The sequence below is a fragment of the Hymenobacter sp. HD11105 genome (assembly GCF_054051685.1).
Genome location: NZ_JBSWBR010000001.1, coordinates 280,015 through 296,991, shown reverse-complemented (window position 1 = coordinate 296,991; position 16,977 = coordinate 280,015). Strand labels below are relative to the sequence as shown.

Below are 16,977 nucleotides of genomic sequence, written 5' to 3'. Positions count from 1 at the left end.
TGCGTATTCGAAAATGACCTGCCATATTTGCCATCCCAAACGGGACACAAAAGGGAGATTAGCTCAGCTGGTTCAGAGCATCTGCCTTACAAGCAGAGGGTCACTGGTTCGAACCCAGTATCTCCCACCATAAAGGACAGTCGGAAACGGCTGTCCTTTTTTTGTTTTCTGCGCTTCTCAACTAAAGCTTTGGTATTAAGCTTGAATAAGTAATAAAAATTCAAGATAACTTAGTAATTTCAGCATAGTACAAGTAACATATTACTGAGTGAGGCGTATCAGCGTGCTGACGACTCAACATTCTTTTTTCACCGAACTTTCACCGTTTATTTTTACCCATATGAAGCACACCCTCCTTTTGTTCCTCTCTCTGCTTGTAAGCACCCCTTTTGTTTCATGTGGTAGTAAGAAAGGCAGTGATCCAGAGCCAGTCGATCCGAAAACTGCTCTTTTAATCAATAAAGAATGGCGGTGCACCGCTGATGTGATAGTAGGTACTAATAGCTCTGGCGCTAGTGTTAATATTGACAGATATAAAGACTATCCTGCTTGCCAGAAGGATGACTTTATCCGTTTCAACGACGATTTTACGCTACTCATCAGCGAGGGGCCAGGTAAGTGCGCTCCCAATGACCCCCAAACCGCCACTGGCAAGTGGAGCTGGAACGCAGACAAAACGATCATAACGTTTACTGAACCAAGTCTTGATTTTGGCAATTTAGGACCAGAGCTTAGTGGTCCTGCTGACCTAACGTCCACTTCCTTCTCAGTGAGACAGCCCTTTGTAAGAAATGGCATAACGGGTGTGCGTACCGTCACCTACGGTTCCATTTAAGCCAAGCTAACTTCAGTTTACTTTATTGAAAAAGCCTGCTTCCTTTCGGAAGCAGGCTTTTTTATTCTCTCCAAGGGTGTTATTAGCTAAGTAGAAGCTAACGCCGAGGATGCACTAGCTGTTATCTTGCAGGGCCTTGTCCGATTTATGCCCCCTTCCAATTTTCTCACTTCCGTCGAATCGCGCCGCCGAGGCATAGTGGGGGGCTTTTTTGCGGTATTAATTGGGTTAGGCATTTGGCTTCATCAGGACTACGGCGTCTCCTGGGATGAGCCCAATAATCATCTGAACGGGCTGGTGAGCGCGAAATACTTGGCTCAGCTGGTAGCTCCTGAGCGGGTAGCCCAGCAGCCCGGTAGCCAGCTCATCCCTAATATTAGAACCTTTGCCGATGCCGACCACGGTGTGGCCTTCGAGTTGCCTTTAGCCGTACTCAGCTATTTGCTTACGAATCACGACTCGCAGGCTTTCTACCGTTTGCGCCATCTGTGTGTCTTTCTGGTATTCGTGGGTGGGGTTTGGGCGCTCTACAGGATTGCCGCCTTACGCTTCGGGAACTGGTGCTGGGGTTTGATGGCCGCAGGGCTACTAGTGCTATCGCCCCGCTTCTTTGCGGAGGCCTTCTACAATGGTAAAGACATCGTGTACATGGCCTGCTTCACTGGGGCCATCTATACTTTGCTGAGGCTACTAAGGCAGCCTACAATGGGTCGCGCCATCGTGCACGGGCTGCTTACGGCCGTAGCGGTAGATGTACGTGTACAGGGCTTGCTATTGCTTGTAGTGAGCTTGCTTATGCTGGGTTTGGAAGCCGCCTACCGGTCCCGGCCTGAGTTAACCTGGAGCAGAGTTGGGCGCGTGGGTGCGGTGTATCTAGGCGCGGCCTTATGCTTTATAGTGCTGGGCTGGCCTTACTTGTGGGCGTTATCCTGGTCGGAGCTGGTGGCTGCTACGGGGCGCATTAGTCAGTATCCGTGGCCGGGGCAGGTGGTTTACTTTGGACAGCGGCTTCCGGCTGGCAACCTTCCTTGGCACTACATTCCGGTTTGGATTATCATTTCTACGCCTCCGCTTTACACGCTAGCGGCAACGATTGGACTGATTGCTTGGGCACGGGAAATAGTAAAGAACCAGAGCCGCGCGAGCCTAAGCACTTTCGCTGGGCGCCTCGATTGGTTGTTTGTGGCTTGGCTGCTCGTACCCGTGCTGTTGGTGATTGGGTTGCGCTCGGTCGTGTATGATGGCTGGCGCCACCTTTATTTCATCTACCCAGCTTTGTTGCTACTTGCAGTTCGGGGCATACAGGTACTAAGTGAAGCAGCGCAGCGCGGCCGTCAGTGGCGACGATTGGCCATCGCTGGGACCTTAGCCGGCAGCTTAGGATTAGCGCACGTAGCGTGGCGTATGGCCCGCGACCATCCTCACCAGCAGGTGTACTTCAGCATTTTGCCACCCAGCTTCGCCCAAACTAACTTTGACCTCGATTATTGGGGTCTCTCCTACCGTCAAGGCTTGGAGTGGGTGTTAGCGCACGATCCGGCACCAGTCATCCGTGTTAGTGTTGTTGTGCCCCAGCCACCTGTGGATGTGCCTTACGGCGAGCATTTGCTTTACGTGAACTCCCTAATTTTGCCCCCCAGCGACCGGGCCCGCCTGCACTTCACCAATGACAATGCCGACGCTGACTATACTCTCACTACCTATCGTTATCAGACTCAGCCTTTCACAGATAACGTGGGACGAGAAGTACACGCCATCCAAGTTAATGGCCTGCGTATTCTGTCTGTTTTTCGTCGGCCGGGCAAATAGTTGGCTGGGTAGCCTCACCTTTCTGCCACTATTGCGTTTGCTTAGCTAGTATCTTTCTTTTACTTCGAATGCCTCTTCTTGAAGTTTCTGACGCCACCCATCGGCGGCAATTTCTCGACTTGCCTGCTCGCATTTACCAAAACCACCCCAACTGGATTTCGCCCCTCGACAACGATATTGAGGCGGTATTTGATGCTCGACTCAATCCCAACTTCCAGCACGGCACGGCCACCCGCTGGATTCTAACTGATGAGCAGGGGGTAGCCATAGGGCGCATCGCAGCTTTTATCAACGAAGCCACCGCCCACACTGACGCCACGCTGCCGACGGGCGGCATCGGTTTTTTTGAGTGTATAAACGATCAAGACGCGGCGAATCAACTGTTTGCGGCGGCCGAGCAGTGGCTGGCGGCGCGCGGCATGAATGCCATGGATGGCCCTATCAACTTCGGCGAGCGTGACCGGTTCTGGGGGCTACTGGTGTCGGGTTTTACTGAGCCCAACTACGGCATGTTTTATCATCCGCCTTATTACCAGCAGCTTTTTGAAACCTATGGTTTTCAAACTTATTTCAAGCAATACACTTGTCATAGGGAGGTAGCCGAGCCCTTGCACCGGAGCTTCGAGCGCACCGCCGAACGCTATGCTCAACAGGAGCCGCTGTATCGGTTTGCCAACTCGGTAGGGCGCTCGGCCGACGAGATGGCGCGCGATTTTCACCACGTGTATAACTTGGCCTGGGCAAATCACTCCGGCATCAACCCTATGTCGATGGAAAAAGCCCACCAACTAGTGCGGCAAATGAAGCCAGTAATGGATACGCGCCTGCTGTGGTTTACTTACTACGCCGACGAGCCAGTGGCTTTCTTCGTGAGTTTGCCCGAGCTAAATCAAATTTTCAAGCATGTGGGCCCGCGCCTAAATCTGGGGGGCAAAATTCGGTTTGTGTGGGAGAAATGGCGCTACGAGCGACGCCAGCCGCGCAAGATGTTCGGCGTCATCTTTGGCGTCGTGCCAGCGCACCAAGGCAAAGGCGTAGAAGCCGCCATGCTCGTGCACGCTCAGCAGGCGCTAATTGCCGCCGGCTACACCGAAATTGAAATGAATTGGATAGGGGACTTCAACCCACGCATGCTGGCGCTTACCCGCTCAATCGGGGCTCGCATTTCCAAGACGCACGTTACGTATCGCAAGCTCTTTGATCCAACCCGAGAATTTGAGCGCAGCCCAATTATTCGATAGTAGTTTAGGCTTGCTGCTTGAATTGCTCGTCCAAGGCTAACACTTGGGGCAAAAGCAGCTGCTGGTCGTCGTTGTAGATAATGTAATCGGCGCGCTGCATCTTTTCCTCTTCGCTCAGCTGCTTATCTACAATGGCCAGAATATCAGCGGCAGTACGATGCGGGTCGCGGCGCAATACGCGGACCTGACGCACAGCCTGGGGGGCAAATACGGTGATAATACGGTCGAGCTGCCGGTAAGCGCCCGACTCGTAGAGCAAGGCAGCCTCTTTCAGCAGATAAGGTCGGCCAGCTTGATGCTGGGCGCTGGCCCAGGTTTCGAAATCGCGGCCTACGTGTGGGTGCACTAGCGCATTGAGGCGTGAAAGCTGAGCCGGGGCTGTGAAGGCTATCCGGGCGAGGTAGGCGCGGTCGAGTTGGCCGGTGGCAGTGAAGGTTTGGGCACCAAAGGCAGCCAGGAGCTCGGCGCGCAGGCTTTCGTCGTGGGCCATAATCCACTTCGCCCGATAATCAGAATCATAAACCGGCGCGCCTAGTAGCTGAAACAGGCGGCAGACCACGCTTTTACCAGATCCAATCCCGCCCGTTATTCCAATGCGTAGCATATCAGCGAACCTGAGAAACCCGCACAGCAGGAGTTTTTATGGTAACCCCGCGAGCCAAAGTGGGAGCTTGCACCAATACAGGCTCCAAGCTGGAATCAGGAGCGCTGAGCTTGCGGTAATTCAGCATCACCCGCAGCTCTTGCGCGTTCAAGCGGGCCGTGTCCTCGGGAAAGCACTGCACTTCTACCGTGACTGTAGGTGGGAAAAGCTGAAACTGTTCGTCTTCCGGGAAGTTATTGCGCTCAGGCACTACCTGAATAGGCAGTGTTAGCAAAGGGCGAGGGCGCAGCCGCACCTGGATTTCCTGCACGTTCGTTTCTACCAGGGCTGGTCCGCCGATAGGCACGATAACAGCGCCATCGCTGCTCCCGGCTGGTGCCTTGGGTAGATGCACAGGGTATGGACTTGCTAAGCTATTCACGGTGCGAGCCGGTCCCCGGAAAGCGACGCTTTCAGGCACAAAGCGCGCGTCATAAGGTAAAGCCTTACCGTCGGCGGCTGGGCTAAGTGCTAGTGGCAACCGGCGCGTAATCAGCTGGTCGAACTCCACCCATAGGGTATCGGTCAGAATATAGTTGAACTGCATGCCTTCCATTGCCGATTGCAGAGCCGGCCGCAACGACTGACCCGTTACAAAGCGCGTGGCGGTAGGCAAACGGTTTAAGCGCACTTCGGCAGGCTTCACATCCAGCATTAAGCTTTTGCGCAGCAGCTTCCAGCCGCGGCCGGTCACGTTCACGGCTACTTCCGTTGGCAATGGTTGCACGGGAATGTACTGCGTGGCATCGTAGCGCCAGTTCAGCGGATACGTGATACGCGTAGAGTACGTCTTGTTCAGCGCATTCAGCAACCAAAATGTGGATGCAGCCAGAAAACAAACCGTTACTGCACGCCAGTAGCTGCTCTCCTGTCCGTAAAACGGACTGGTAAACCAGCGAACCAGACGGGCGGCGCGAGTAAGGGGCAAAACGGTTGTCTTAAAGCTATTACGGTGTAGTTACGGGAGCTTTGGCTCCTGGGGTTACTTCGCGGGCAATGGCACTACGGTCGAACTTAAGGCGCGTGCCCCGGTCTACCTCCACGATTACCGACTCCTCGTGCACATCCACGATTTTACCATGCAAGCCGCCGATAGTCACGATGGTAGCGCCCTTCGTCAATGATTCGCGAAACTTACGAGCAGTAGCAGCACGCTTCTGCTGGGGCCGAATCATAAAGAAATAAACCACGGCCGCAATAGCTACCGGAAACAGGAACTGGGTAATGCCCCCCGCCGGGGCTTGTAATAAAAGCGTAAGAAACATGGGCGCGGTGTTGAGTTAGATAGAGAAGGAGCCAATGAGCCGGTGAGAAGTAAAAATGCCCCCCAGCCATACGAACGGGTAAAAATAGCAAGGGCGGCTGGTAGGCCGCCCTTGCTGATGCTAGTTATTGGCGCAACGGGCCGGCTTGGCCGTCGGGTAAGATGTTGGTGCGAATGGCTATCTGGGTGATAGTGGGCTGGGTATTGGCCCGAATCGAAACCTGCTTGTTTTGCAAGCCCATTTTGCCTTGACTATCAAACTGTACTTCGATGGTGCCTTTTCCTCCTGGCGCGATGGGCTCCTTGGTCCAGTTAGGCGTAGTGCAGCCGCAAGATGCCGTTGCATTTTCAATCAGCAGGGGGCTTTTTCCGGTGTTGGTGAAGGCGAATGTATGCTTCACCACAGCACCCGGCTGAATATCGCCAAAGTTGTGTTCGGTTTCCTCAAACGTCATTACAGGGGCGTTGGGGTTCGGCGCCTCAGTTTCACTGGTCACATTAGGATTGTCCACCACGGGGTTAGCCGTAGCATCGGCGGCCGTAGCGGCTGCGTTCATGCCGGCTGCACCTACTTCGGTCGGCTTGTCGTTGTTGCAGGCACCAAGTAGCAGCGCCGCGGCGAATAAAGAGGGAATCAGGGTACGTTTCATGGATTGTAGTAGCAAACTATCTGAATTTGGCGGACTAAGTTCTTTGTTTTCAACTTAAAAAACTAAAACAGGCAGCAGCTATGCAGGGTTCCTGGGACCAACGCATCGCTTGCCCGGTTAGGACAAGGGCGAGGTGCTGGGGGGCAAATTTTATTTTAAGTTGTCAATAACGGCCTGGGCAAACTCGCTGGTAGAAGCTTTGCCCCCCAGGTCGCCGGTGCACTTCTCTTTCTGCTGGAGCGTGGCGTCCAAGGCAGCTTCGAGGCGGTCAGCGTGGGTGTGCTCGCCAATGTGGTGCAGCATCATCAGGGCTGAGCGAAGCAGGGCAGTAGGGTTGGCTTTGCCTTGGCCGGCGATGTCCGGCGCGGAGCCGTGAACGGCTTCAAACACGGCCATTTCATCGCCGATGTTGGCGCCGGCTACAACGCCAAGGCCACCAACTAGGCCCGCGCAAAGGTCAGAGAGAATATCGCCAAACAGGTTGGTGGTCACGATAACATCAAACTGCTCGGGCTTATTCACGAGCTGCATGCACATATTATCAATAATTTTATCCTCAAACTGCACCTGCGGAAACTCCGCTGCCGCTTCTTTGCAGGCATTGAGCATCAGGGTACCAGCCATCTTGATAATGTTGGCCTTATGCGCCAGCGTCACTTTCTTACGGTTGTGCTTGGCAGCATACGCAAAGGCAGCCCGGCAAATCTTGCGCGAACCCGCTACCGTGATACGATTCGTCGAATCGGCAATGCCCAACCGTTCATCCCACGTTTCTAGGCCCGAGTACAAGCCTTCGGTATTTTCCCGAAATAACACGATATCAATGCCTTCATAGCGCGTCACGATACCGGGATTAGTCTTGGCCGGGCGCACGTTCTGGTATAAGTCGTATTTCTGGCGCAACGACACGTTGATGCTCCGGAAGCCCTTGCCCACCGGCGTCGTGATGGGGCCTTTTAGTGCTACCCGGTTTTTCTCTAAAGAGTCCAGCAGGGCCTGCGGAATCAGTTCACCCGATTGGTCGAAAGTAGTTTGGCCGGCGTTCTGCTCTTCCCATTGCACGGGCACTTGCGCGGCGCTGAAGATATCTGTAACGGCCTTAGTGATTTCGGGTCCAATGCCGTCGCCGGGAATAAGGGTGATAGTATGCATCAAGGGTAACTGCTAGGTGGGTGAGTAAATGCTTAAATAGCCGGATGGGTAAATAGCTGTCTGTCAGAGCGACAAAAGCCATTTACCCATCCGCGCCATTCAGCCATTTCAAAATTAAACCGTTTTACGGGAGTTGATCTGGTTGATGAGTTGGTCTACATCGCCAAGCAGCTGCTCGGCTTTGTCTTTGGCTTCGCGAATCACTTTCTGCCCTTCCGACTTAGCCGTCGATGGACCGGTATCGACGCGGCTCGTCACGAGGCTCTCGGTAAGGTCGGCCAGCACCTCACGGTACTTTTCCAGTTGATAACTAAGCCAGCTGCGGGTTTCACGGCCTTTTTCAGGTGCGTACAGTAGGCCTAAAACGGCTCCGGTGAGGGCGCCGCCCGCGAAGCATACAAGGCCGGTAGTGGTTTTGCTACCCATATTTTTAGAGAAATGAGCGTTGAAAGTGAGTACGGAGGGTGAGAAGTACAACAGTAGTTGCTAGTGAGTACGCAAAGACGCCACAGTGAGATATAGATGCTGAAATATTAGACCCCAACCTCGTGGCCGGAAGTTATCATATTCTCTATTGCGCCGCACTCACTGCTTTACTGGTTGTCAAGCAAGCCGCGACCCGACTTGCGGATAGCTCCGCTAGCGGTCAAATCCTGGGCCAGCTTGTCTAGAATGCCATTGATAAACTGCTTGCTCTTGGGCGTGCTGTACATCTTGCTGATTTCGATATACTCGTTGATGGTCACCTTCACGGGAATACTACGGAAGAGGTGCATTTCGCACAAAGCCATCTTCAGCACAATCTTATCGAGCTGGGCTACGCGCTCCACGTCCCAGTTCTGCACCGATTCGGCAATCAGCTTTTCGTAGCGCTCGTCATCCGTGAGGGTTTGCTGATAAAGGCTTTGAGCAAATTCTTTATCCTCGGCCCAGTTGGCCGACAAGGCCATGAGTTCGAGGTTCTCATCGGCGGCTTCGTCGAGCATCTTTATGGTCTTCACCACCAGGTTTTTCACCACCGGGCGGTTTTCTTCCCAGTTCAGGTCGGCCTCGTCCAGCTGCGTAGCTAGTGCGCCTTCCTTGAACACGAAGGTTTTATACAGATGCTTCAGCGCCTCTTGGTCTTCGGCATAATTGCCCCCCGGCGCAGCTAAGTAAGCCTGAAACTCAGCGTCCTGCTTTATCTCCTGGCGCCAAGCGGTACGCAGAGCTTCCATTTCTTGCTCGCCATTCCACTGCAGCTTGCGCCGAATGGTCAGGTCTTGCAATTGCTTGTTGTCCACTAACTTCTGGAGCACTTGGTTTTGCTCAAAGCGAGTGGTATCGAGCAGGGCTTCTTTAGAAGGCGTAAAACGGCGCGCTTCCCGGTCGCGCTCATCTTCTAACACCCGCAGCAGGGCCGTGGGCATGTTGAGCAGATGAATATACTGGTCATGAATGCTCTCGGCCCCGTGCAGCATCTGGCCCTCAAAGAAGGTTCCTTCTTTCTTGACCTGCTTCTCGTAAAAGCTGATAGCATCGGCTACGGCTTCATTCACAGCCGCATCCTCGGTTTGTTCGGGTGCTGCGCCCGTCTTGTGCCATTCCTTAAAGATAACCTCGGCTAGCTTACGCTGGCCTTGGAGCACTTTGCGGTCTTGGGGCTCGGGAGAAGTAAGATCGGGCGCGAACTCCTCCGCGATACGGTCATTGGCCAGCAGAAAATCTGATCCTACCGCTTGATGGTAAGCGTATAGGGCCTGCATAACCTTGATGCGAAGCGAGCGACGATTGAGCATTCTATTGTGGTGTGTGTGGCGAATTGTGAGTTGCCTGATTTCAGTCAGGCAAGAGATTTCCTTCTATTTGTCAAAAGGCAACCCACAACGCGCAACGCAATTAATAAGTTGACTTTACCTTGCCTAATGCAGCAATACGCTGCTCAGCTTGGCGAATAGCGGCTTTCTGAGGATGAATACCCTCTTGCTCCGCCTTGTTAAGCACTTCTGTTGTGAAATCGTAAATTTTCTCAGTTTGGCTGAGGGCCGACTTGCGGCTACCGCCAATTACCTCCGAGTATACGTTGATCAGACCGCCGGCATTGATAAGAAAGTCGGGCGCGTAGATGATGCCGCGCTCTACCAGCGCTGGACCATGCACGTTCTCGTCTTGCAGCTGGTTGTTGGCGCAGCCCGCAATTACGCGGCACTTCAGGCGGTCAATCGTGTCGTTATTGATAGTAGCACCCAATGCGCAAGGCGAGTAAATGTCTACCTCTTGGTCATAGATTTCATCGAGACCCACGGCTACGGCGTTGTACTTGGCCGCCATTTCCAGCTTGCGGTCCTCGTAGTAGTCGGTCAGCACGATTTTGGCGCCTTCCTTAATGAGGTGCTCCAACAAATAGCCCCCCACGTGGCCCACGCCCTGCACCGCAATGCGCTTGCCAGCCAAACTCTCCGAGCCGAATGCTTTTTTAGCAGCAGCTTTCATACCCATATAGGTACCAAAAGCCGTAACGGGCGACGGGTCGCCGGAGCCGCCCATGCTCTCGGGCAAGCCGGCTACGTGCTTGGTTTCCATGCGGATATACTGCATGTCCTTGGTCGTCATCCCTACATCTTCGGCCGTGATGTACTTGCCGTTGAGGTTTTTCACGAAGCGGCCAAACTTGCGCAGCAAAGCTTCGGTCTTTTGCGTCTTGGCATCGCCAATGATGACGGCCTTGCCACCGCCCAGGTTCAAACCCGAAATAGCGGCTTTATAGGTCATGCCGCGAGAGAGGCGCAGCACGTCGTTCAGAGCCTCAGCATCGGAAGCGTACTCCCACATGCGCGTACCGCCCAGAGCAGGGCCGAGCACCGTGTTGTGGATACCGATAATGGCCCGCAGGCCCGTCTCGTGGTCGTGGCAGAATACCACTTGTTCGTGCTGATGCTCGGCAATCTGACCGAAGACCGATGTATTGGTCAACTCTTGGATTTCAACCATGCGGGACAAAAATTAAAAAGGGTGGGTGGGAAAGGAAAATGGGTGGAAAGCGGTTGTTGTACCTTTGGGTGTAATGCCGAGCGTCAGCCAATGAGCCGTAAGCGTCGTACTAATGCCCGACGTTTAACAACTCAATAAGCCGAAGCCTAGTGTTACACCCCTCAATTTGGGTGCAAAAGTAACCCGATTTTCTGATTTTGCCCCCCAGCCGTCGGGCTTACCCAGCTTGTCGGCTTCCTTCTTTCACCCGCTTCAACCTCTCGTGCTGTGCGCGCTCTTGCCTCTACCAACAAGTATATATACCGCTATAAATGGCACTTCCTGGGCGGCGTGCTGTTCGTGGCGCTCTCCACGCTGCTGGCTATTTTCCCGGCTCAAATCGTACGCTATGCCTTCGATCTAGTGAATGAGGGCATCGATTTATATCACCTCTTTGCCGGTACCCAAGCTCAGAGCGGCGTGTATGAGTTGTTTGGGCGCAATGTGCTGCTCTACGGTCTGCTAATCGTGATTATGGCCTTGCTGCGGGGCATTTTCCTGTTCTTCATGCGCCAGACGCTTATCGTGATGTCGCGGCGCATTGAGAACGACCAGAAAAACGAGATTTTTCAGCATTACCAGTCCCTGCCCCTCAGCTTCTACCGGCGCCACAACACCGGCGACCTGATGTCGCGCATCTCCGAGGACGTGGGCCGGGTGCGCATGTACATGGGCCCGGCCATCATGTACTTCTTGCAGCTCGTGATTCTGTTCGTGCTCATCATCCCGCTGATGCTGATGGTGAATGTGAAACTGACGATTTACACGCTGCTGCCGTTGCCTATCCTATCCATCAGCATTTTCTACGTCAATAACCTGATCGAGCGTAAGTCTGACGAAATTCAACGCTCCTTGTCTAGCATGACGACCTTCGTGCAGGAGGCATTTTCGGGTATTCGGGTGCTTAAGTCCTTTGTACGTGAGGAAGACTCGCACCAACAGTTCACCGCCGCCAGCGACAACTACCGCGAAAAGTCGTTGAGCCTGAATTTCGTGAACTCTCTGTTTTTTCCGCTGATCCTATTTCTGGTTGGTCTGAGCACGATTATCACCGTTTGGATTGGTGGTCAGGAGGTTATCCGCGGCACCATCAGCGTAGGCAGCATTGCCGAGTTCCTGATTTACGTGAACCTACTTACATGGCCCGTTACGGCCTTGGGCTGGACCAGTAGCCTTGTGCAGCGAGCCGAAGCGTCGCAGGCGCGTATCAATGAGTTCATGAACCAAAAAACGGATATCGTCTCCCGCGAGAATGTAGAGCGCGAGATTGAGGGAGATATCGTTTTTGATAATGTATCCTTTACCTACCCCGATACTGGTATTCATGCCCTGCGCGATGTCAGTTTCCGCATCCGGCCCGGCCAGACGCTGGCGGTTATCGGCAACACCGGCTCGGGCAAAAGCACCATAGCCGCCCTGCTTTGCCGCCTATACGACGTGACCGAAGGCCGCATTATGGTGGATGGCGTCAACGTGCGCGACTATGCCCTGACTTCTCTCCGGGAGCAAATCGGCTACGTGCCCCAGGATGTATTCCTGTTCTCCGATTCCATTCGCAACAACATCAATTTTGGCCTGGAAAACCCCACCGAGGAAAGAATGCTGCAAGCGGCCAAAGACGCTAACGTGTACGACAACATCGTGCAGTTTCCCCAAGGCTTTGATACCAAGCTCGGCGAACGAGGAATAACCTTGTCTGGGGGGCAAAAACAGCGAGTCAGCATTGCCCGCGCCTTGGTCAAGGAGCCGAAGATTCTGATTCTCGACGACTCGCTTTCCGCCGTTGACACCAACACCGAGAATGCGATTCTGGGCAGCCTCCAGCGCATCATGGCCAACCGCACCAGCCTGATCATCTCCCACCGGGTGTCATCGGTGAAGCTCGCTGATGAAATTCTTGTGCTCGACGACGGCCTTATCGTGCAGCACGGCACCCACGCCGCCCTCATGGCCGACGCCAACGGCTTATACCGCGCCCTGTATGAACGTCAACTCCAAACGGAAGAAGCTTAAACTGAGCGAGGCAATTACAGTTCACAAAAATGCCCCCCAACAGGAAGCTGGGGGGCATTTTTGTGCATCAGATGTATCTATTGGCCCAGCTTTACCCGGCGCATGCCATGGCGCTCACCAGCCGTGCATTGCACGATATAATAGCCAGCAGGCAAACGGCTTACATCCAGCGCTGTGGGCTTGTTGCCAACTATCATATTGCGCGTTAGCACGGGTCGTCCTTCTACATCGTTGATTTCCACGCGGGTGGGGCCGGCGGCATCTGTCCGCACGATCAGGCTTTTGGTCAGCGGATTATTGTCTAGGCTTACTTTGAGGGGGCCAGTAGTAGAAGCGGGAGCTTCCATCTTGTCGGTTATCAGGGAGGGAGCGCCGGTTGGCTCGTCGGCTTCGGCGGGCTTCTCAACGGTAGCCGTGGCCTGGGAAGCAGAAGCTTGGGCCGTGGGCGCTGGCTTGGCAGCGGGCTTGGTTTGGGCTAGCGTCGGCTCCGTCAGCAGAAAGGCAATGCCTAAGCCTAGCAATACAGTAAACTTTTCCATGCGTGTCGGTAGCAAAAGTGAGAAGGCCAATGGCTTGTAAAAATACAAGGAAGGTGGTATATTTATATTATAATTTTCCTGTTTATAACTGCATTCTATTCAGCCTCAAGTTTTAAGTGCTGGGCACCGCTAAACTTGATCGGTAAGTCTTACTTCTGCTTGAGCGATTTGAGTGAATGTTGAAGTGCTTTCTAAAGTCAGGATTCAAATTTTATCCTTCCGAAGATTGTGCCAAACCCAAAACGTGTCTTATCTTTGCAGCTCAATACCATCGGGGTGTAGCGTAGCCTGGTATCGCGCCAGCATGGGGTGCTGGAGGTCGTAGGTTCGAATCCTGCCACTCCGACGGAGCAGTTCGCTGTTCAAAAAAGCCTTCGAACCTTGGTTCGAAGGCTTTTTTTGGGTATTATAAACAAGGCTTGGTGCCCTGGCACCACCACTCTCGGGGTGTAGCGCAGCCCGGTAGCGCGCGTCGTTCGGGACGACGAGGCCGTAGGTTCGAATCCTGCCACCCCGACTTATCTTAGCTCCTCAAAAAGCCCCCCAGAATGTTGTCTGGGGGGCTTTTTCATGTTTGTATAATTTATATCCTATCCTCTATACATTTTGCAGTTGAGGTGGCGTTCTTTGCCTACTTCGTATCCACCTAATTTATCTTTTTACCTCCCTTTCCCTATCTACATGAAGAAGGCTCTTTTGCTAACTCCTCTCCTATCGCTTGGTTTTTTAACGGCTCATGCCCAAATAAGCAAGGGCACCGTCTTGATTGGAGGTAATATTGGTTATAGTCAATCAACTACTGAGAGTAAATATACTGGCTCTGTTACCCCTACAGGCCAGAATTTAGTGGATAATACTTCTCGCAGTTTCTCTATAAACCCTAATGTCGGATACTTTTTAGCAGACAATTTGCTGGTAGGAGCGTCCGTTGGCTTTAGTACTGGCAGAGAAACAGGCCCGCATTACAGTACTACTAGTGCGGGAGAACGAGTATCTAAACACAATTCTTTTAGTGTAGCTCCATTCTTACGCTACTACTATCTTCCAATCGAAAACTTTGGATTCTACGGTCAAGTCGCAGCAGGATATTATCAGCAAAAACAGTCCACTACATTCGATTCGCCTGGTAGTTACGTTCCTAATAACAACAACTATGGAGGTTTCGCAAGTATTACTCCAGCCTTAGTGTTCTTTCCTATCAGCCAGCTTGGATTAGAGCTTACGGCTGGTAACATTGGTTACACACGTACTCGTAATAAGCCGACAGAATTAATGCCTGGTCAATACGCTACTGAGACAACAACTTCAAACTTTGGAGCCAACTTTGGCTTGAGCAATCTGACATTAGGCGCCTCCTACTACATCGGCCGTCAATAATTATTCAAATCATAAAGCAAAAAAGCCCCCCAGGCTTCATCTGGGGGCTTTTTTGCTTTTCCTTTCTTAGTTACTTCACTACCGCCAGCACCTCGGCCGGGCCCGTATCCGGAAACTGCTCTACGTACACCTGGCTCAAGGCCAGCTTCTGCTGCTTGACAAAGTCTTTTATGCCGCTGTAGAGCTTGCCAGGTGCTATCATATAGCTCGCTTCTAAGCGGGCCTGCACTACACGCTGCCCACCGCTGAAGATGCTGTAGCGGTAGCCGGGGGGCAATTTTTGCGAAACCGTATCCGCCACGATAAGGCCCACGAAAGCCTTCACCGTGTCGCCGGCGGCTTCGGGGTCGTTGTAGTAGATGTTGGCCAGGTTGCCTTGCAGTTGCTGGCTGGCTTTGAGCTGCTGAGCCTGCCGAAACAAGGGGCCAAATTCCTCACTTTTTACTGGCCCGTTGAAATAGCGGCCAGCCAGATAAATAGGCTTTTCGGTGGTTATCACCGCAACTTCCGGTTGACGAAAACCACCTAAGTATGCGTATACGCCACCAAAAACCAGAATCAGAAGAAAGCCAATAAGCCAGAACCAACGCATCTTTTTAGTTTGAAAAGTTAGAGTGTAGACAAAGCGTGCTTAAAAGAAGCGAAGGTTTTACGTGCTGCTCTTCAGCTCTCGCTTTTCAATTCTAGGCTCACGTCCTTGTACTGCATCTGATACAGCTGCTGATAGAAGCCGCCATGACGAAGCAGTTCCTCGTGCGTACCCGATTCCTTGATTTCGCCGCGGTCCAGGACGATGATGCGGTCGGCTTTCTGAATAGTGCTGAGGCGGTGGGCAATAACGAGCGACGTGCGCCCTTCCATGAGTTTGTCGATGGCCTCCTGAATCAGCTCCTCCGTTTCGCTATCCACCGACGAAGTGGCCTCATCCAGAATAATGATGCGCGGCTGATACACCATGGCCCGCACGAAGCTGATAAGTTGACGCTGACCAACGGAGAGCGTGGCGCCGCGCTCCATTACCGGGTATTGTAGACCGCCCGGCAAGCGCTCAATGAAGCGCCGGGCGCCCACTAGGTCGGCCGCTTCCCAAATCTGGGCTTCGGTTATGTCCTTGTTGCCTAGGGTAATATTGTCAGCAATGGTACCGGCGAAGAGAAATACGTCCTGCAACACCACACCAATGTGCTTACGCAGTTCTTTCAAATCGAACTCGCGCAAATCGTGACCATCGACGCGGATGGTGCCTTTGTTGATCTCGTAGAAGCGGCTGAGCAGGTTAATAATGGAGGTTTTGCCTGCGCCGGTAGCGCCTACGAAAGCAATGGTTTGGCCGGCTTTCACCTCAAAGCTGATGTCGCGCAGCACGTACTCCTCGTCATTGTAAGCAAACCAAACTTTCTCGAACGCCACATCGCCACGCACGGCCGCCGGGGATAAAGTACCCGTATCGGCAATGAGCTCTTTGCTGTCGAGCAACTTAAGTAGGCGCTCCGTGCTTACTAGGCCGAGCTGCAAGGTATTAAAGCGGTCGGCAATCTGGCGAATAGGCCGAAAGAACAAGGCGTTATAAAGGATAAAGGCAATCAGCGCACCTTTGGAGATGGTGCCTTCAATCTGGCCTTGGGCTGCGTACCACACCAGCAAACCTACGCCAATAGCGGCCAGCACTTCAGCCACCGGAAAGTATACAGAGTAGTACAGCACCGATTTGATATTGGCCCGCGTGTGCTCCTGGTTGATGGCCTTGAACTTGCGAAACTCGCGCTCTTCGTTGTTGAAGATCTGCACCACGTTCATGCCCGTGAGGTGCTCCTGCACAAAGGAGTTGAGGTTGGCTACGGCCGTGCGCACCTCCTGAAACGACTGCTTTACCTTCTCCTTGAACACATAAGTGCTGATAATCAGGGGCGGAATAACCGACAAGCTCACCAGCGTCAGCCGCCAGTCGATCCAGAACATGAAGCCCATGATGAATAACAGCTGCAAGATGTCGCCAATCATGGCCGCCAAGCCTTCACTGAACACGTCCGACAAAGTTTCAACGTCGGAGATATTGCGCGTAACCAGCACCCCGATAGGCGTGCGGTCGAAGAACTTAAGACGCAGATTCAGAATGTGCTGATATAAATCCACGCGAATGTCGCGCACAATGTATTGGCCCAGCCAGCCCCCAAAGTAGGTTTGGAGGTAGCTGACTAGCGTGTGAGCCACCAGCAAGACCAGTAAGAGGACAAACATGTTGTGTACCCCCGTCAGGTCGCCTTGCTCGATGCTGCGGTCCACCATTTTCTGAATCAGAAAAGGGCGCAGCGTACCCAGCGCGGCCGTGGCCACAGTCAGGAAAATCAGAAAGTAAAATATCCGCCGGTACGGCCGCACATACTTCATCAGGCGGCTCAGCACCTGCAAGTCGAAGATGTTGCCGGATTTGGTAGCGGTAGTTGC

Annotated in this window: 16 protein-coding genes and 3 tRNA genes; 8 read left to right on the top strand and 11 right to left on the bottom strand. The window is 53.2% G+C overall.

Annotated features, from left to right (window positions below; all coding sequences use genetic code 11):
* Positions 1-52 precede the first annotated feature (52 nt).
* The 4 genes from ACW9KT_RS01380 (at position 53) to ACW9KT_RS01365 (ending at position 3,885) form a co-directional block, all read left to right on the top strand.
* Positions 53-130 (top strand) — tRNA-Val (locus tag ACW9KT_RS01380).
* A gap of 210 nt (positions 131-340) precedes the next feature.
* On the top strand, positions 341-835 hold the full coding sequence (locus tag ACW9KT_RS01375) for a hypothetical protein (RefSeq protein ID WP_457077573.1): 495 nt from the start codon (positions 341-343) through the stop codon (positions 833-835).
* A gap of 147 nt (positions 836-982) precedes the next feature.
* Positions 983-2,644: a hypothetical protein gene (locus ACW9KT_RS01370; RefSeq protein ID WP_457077571.1), complete on the top strand. Its 1,662-nt coding sequence runs from the start codon at positions 983-985 to the stop codon at positions 2,642-2,644.
* 68 nt (positions 2,645-2,712) lie between these two features.
* Positions 2,713-3,885, top strand: coding sequence for an N-acetyltransferase family protein (locus tag ACW9KT_RS01365; protein WP_457077570.1), 1,173 nt, complete (start codon positions 2,713-2,715; stop codon positions 3,883-3,885).
* Between the two features lie 4 nt (positions 3,886-3,889).
* Here the strand turns inward: ACW9KT_RS01365 and coaE are convergent, their stop codons facing one another.
* From coaE to ACW9KT_RS01325, 8 genes are all read right to left on the bottom strand, one after another.
* A complete protein-coding gene (gene coaE / locus ACW9KT_RS01360) occupies positions 3,890-4,489 on the bottom strand; it encodes a dephospho-CoA kinase (RefSeq protein ID WP_457077568.1) in 600 nt (199 codons plus the stop codon).
* Position 4,490: 1 nt separating this feature from the next.
* A complete protein-coding gene (locus ACW9KT_RS01355) occupies positions 4,491-5,456 on the bottom strand; it encodes a hypothetical protein (RefSeq protein ID WP_457077567.1) in 966 nt (321 codons plus the stop codon).
* 19 nt (positions 5,457-5,475) lie between these two features.
* Entirely contained in the window at positions 5,476-5,793 is a 318-nt protein-coding gene (gene yajC / locus ACW9KT_RS01350) for a preprotein translocase subunit YajC (protein ID WP_457077566.1), read from the bottom strand.
* 124 nt (positions 5,794-5,917) lie between these two features.
* On the bottom strand, positions 5,918-6,442 hold the full coding sequence (locus ACW9KT_RS01345; protein ID WP_457077565.1) for a DUF1573 domain-containing protein: 525 nt from the start codon (positions 6,440-6,442) through the stop codon (positions 5,918-5,920).
* Between the two features lie 150 nt (positions 6,443-6,592).
* Positions 6,593-7,594, bottom strand: coding sequence for an isocitrate/isopropylmalate dehydrogenase family protein (locus ACW9KT_RS01340; protein WP_457078561.1), 1,002 nt, complete (start codon positions 7,592-7,594; stop codon positions 6,593-6,595).
* A 114-nt stretch (positions 7,595-7,708) separates the two neighbouring features.
* Positions 7,709-8,020: a YtxH domain-containing protein gene (locus tag ACW9KT_RS01335; RefSeq protein WP_457077564.1), complete on the bottom strand. Its 312-nt coding sequence runs from the start codon at positions 8,018-8,020 to the stop codon at positions 7,709-7,711.
* A 167-nt stretch (positions 8,021-8,187) separates the two neighbouring features.
* On the bottom strand, positions 8,188-9,372 hold the full coding sequence (gene nusB, locus ACW9KT_RS01330; RefSeq protein WP_457077563.1) for a transcription antitermination factor NusB: 1,185 nt from the start codon (positions 9,370-9,372) through the stop codon (positions 8,188-8,190).
* Between the two features lie 100 nt (positions 9,373-9,472).
* Complete coding sequence (locus tag ACW9KT_RS01325) at positions 9,473-10,564, bottom strand: Glu/Leu/Phe/Val dehydrogenase dimerization domain-containing protein (RefSeq protein ID WP_457077562.1); 1,092 nt, start codon at positions 10,562-10,564, stop codon at positions 9,473-9,475.
* A 267-nt stretch (positions 10,565-10,831) separates the two neighbouring features.
* Here ACW9KT_RS01325 and ACW9KT_RS01320 point away from each other — a divergent pair, with 267 nt between their 5' ends.
* Positions 10,832-12,616 carry an ABC transporter ATP-binding protein gene (locus ACW9KT_RS01320; RefSeq protein WP_457077561.1) on the top strand — a complete coding sequence of 595 codons (1,785 nt, stop codon included), beginning with the start codon at positions 10,832-10,834 and terminating at the stop codon, positions 12,614-12,616.
* 77 nt (positions 12,617-12,693) lie between these two features.
* On the opposite strand, the gene ACW9KT_RS01315 is transcribed toward ACW9KT_RS01320, so the two are convergent.
* Entirely contained in the window at positions 12,694-13,155 is a 462-nt protein-coding gene (locus ACW9KT_RS01315; protein WP_457077560.1) for a T9SS type A sorting domain-containing protein, read from the bottom strand.
* 272 nt (positions 13,156-13,427) lie between these two features.
* Here ACW9KT_RS01315 and ACW9KT_RS01310 point away from each other — a divergent pair.
* From ACW9KT_RS01310 to ACW9KT_RS01300, 3 genes are all read left to right on the top strand, one after another.
* A tRNA-Pro gene (locus ACW9KT_RS01310) sits at positions 13,428-13,501 on the top strand.
* Positions 13,502-13,598: 97 nt separating this feature from the next.
* A tRNA-Pro gene (locus ACW9KT_RS01305) sits at positions 13,599-13,672 on the top strand.
* Positions 13,673-13,836: 164 nt separating this feature from the next.
* The gene (locus tag ACW9KT_RS01300; RefSeq protein ID WP_457077559.1) at positions 13,837-14,532 is read left to right on the top strand and encodes a hypothetical protein; all 696 of its coding nucleotides are present in this window, start codon (positions 13,837-13,839) and stop codon (positions 14,530-14,532) included.
* Positions 14,533-14,602: 70 nt separating this feature from the next.
* Here the strand turns inward: ACW9KT_RS01300 and ACW9KT_RS01295 are convergent, their stop codons facing one another.
* Together ACW9KT_RS01295 and ACW9KT_RS01290 are read right to left on the bottom strand one after the other, a co-directional pair.
* The gene (locus ACW9KT_RS01295) at positions 14,603-15,124 is read right to left on the bottom strand and encodes a hypothetical protein (RefSeq protein ID WP_457077558.1); all 522 of its coding nucleotides are present in this window, start codon (positions 15,122-15,124) and stop codon (positions 14,603-14,605) included.
* 71 nt (positions 15,125-15,195) lie between these two features.
* Positions 15,196-16,920, bottom strand: a complete 1,725-nt coding sequence (locus tag ACW9KT_RS01290; protein WP_457078560.1) for an ABC transporter ATP-binding protein — start codon at positions 16,918-16,920, stop codon at positions 15,196-15,198.
* Positions 16,921-16,977 lie beyond the last annotated feature (57 nt).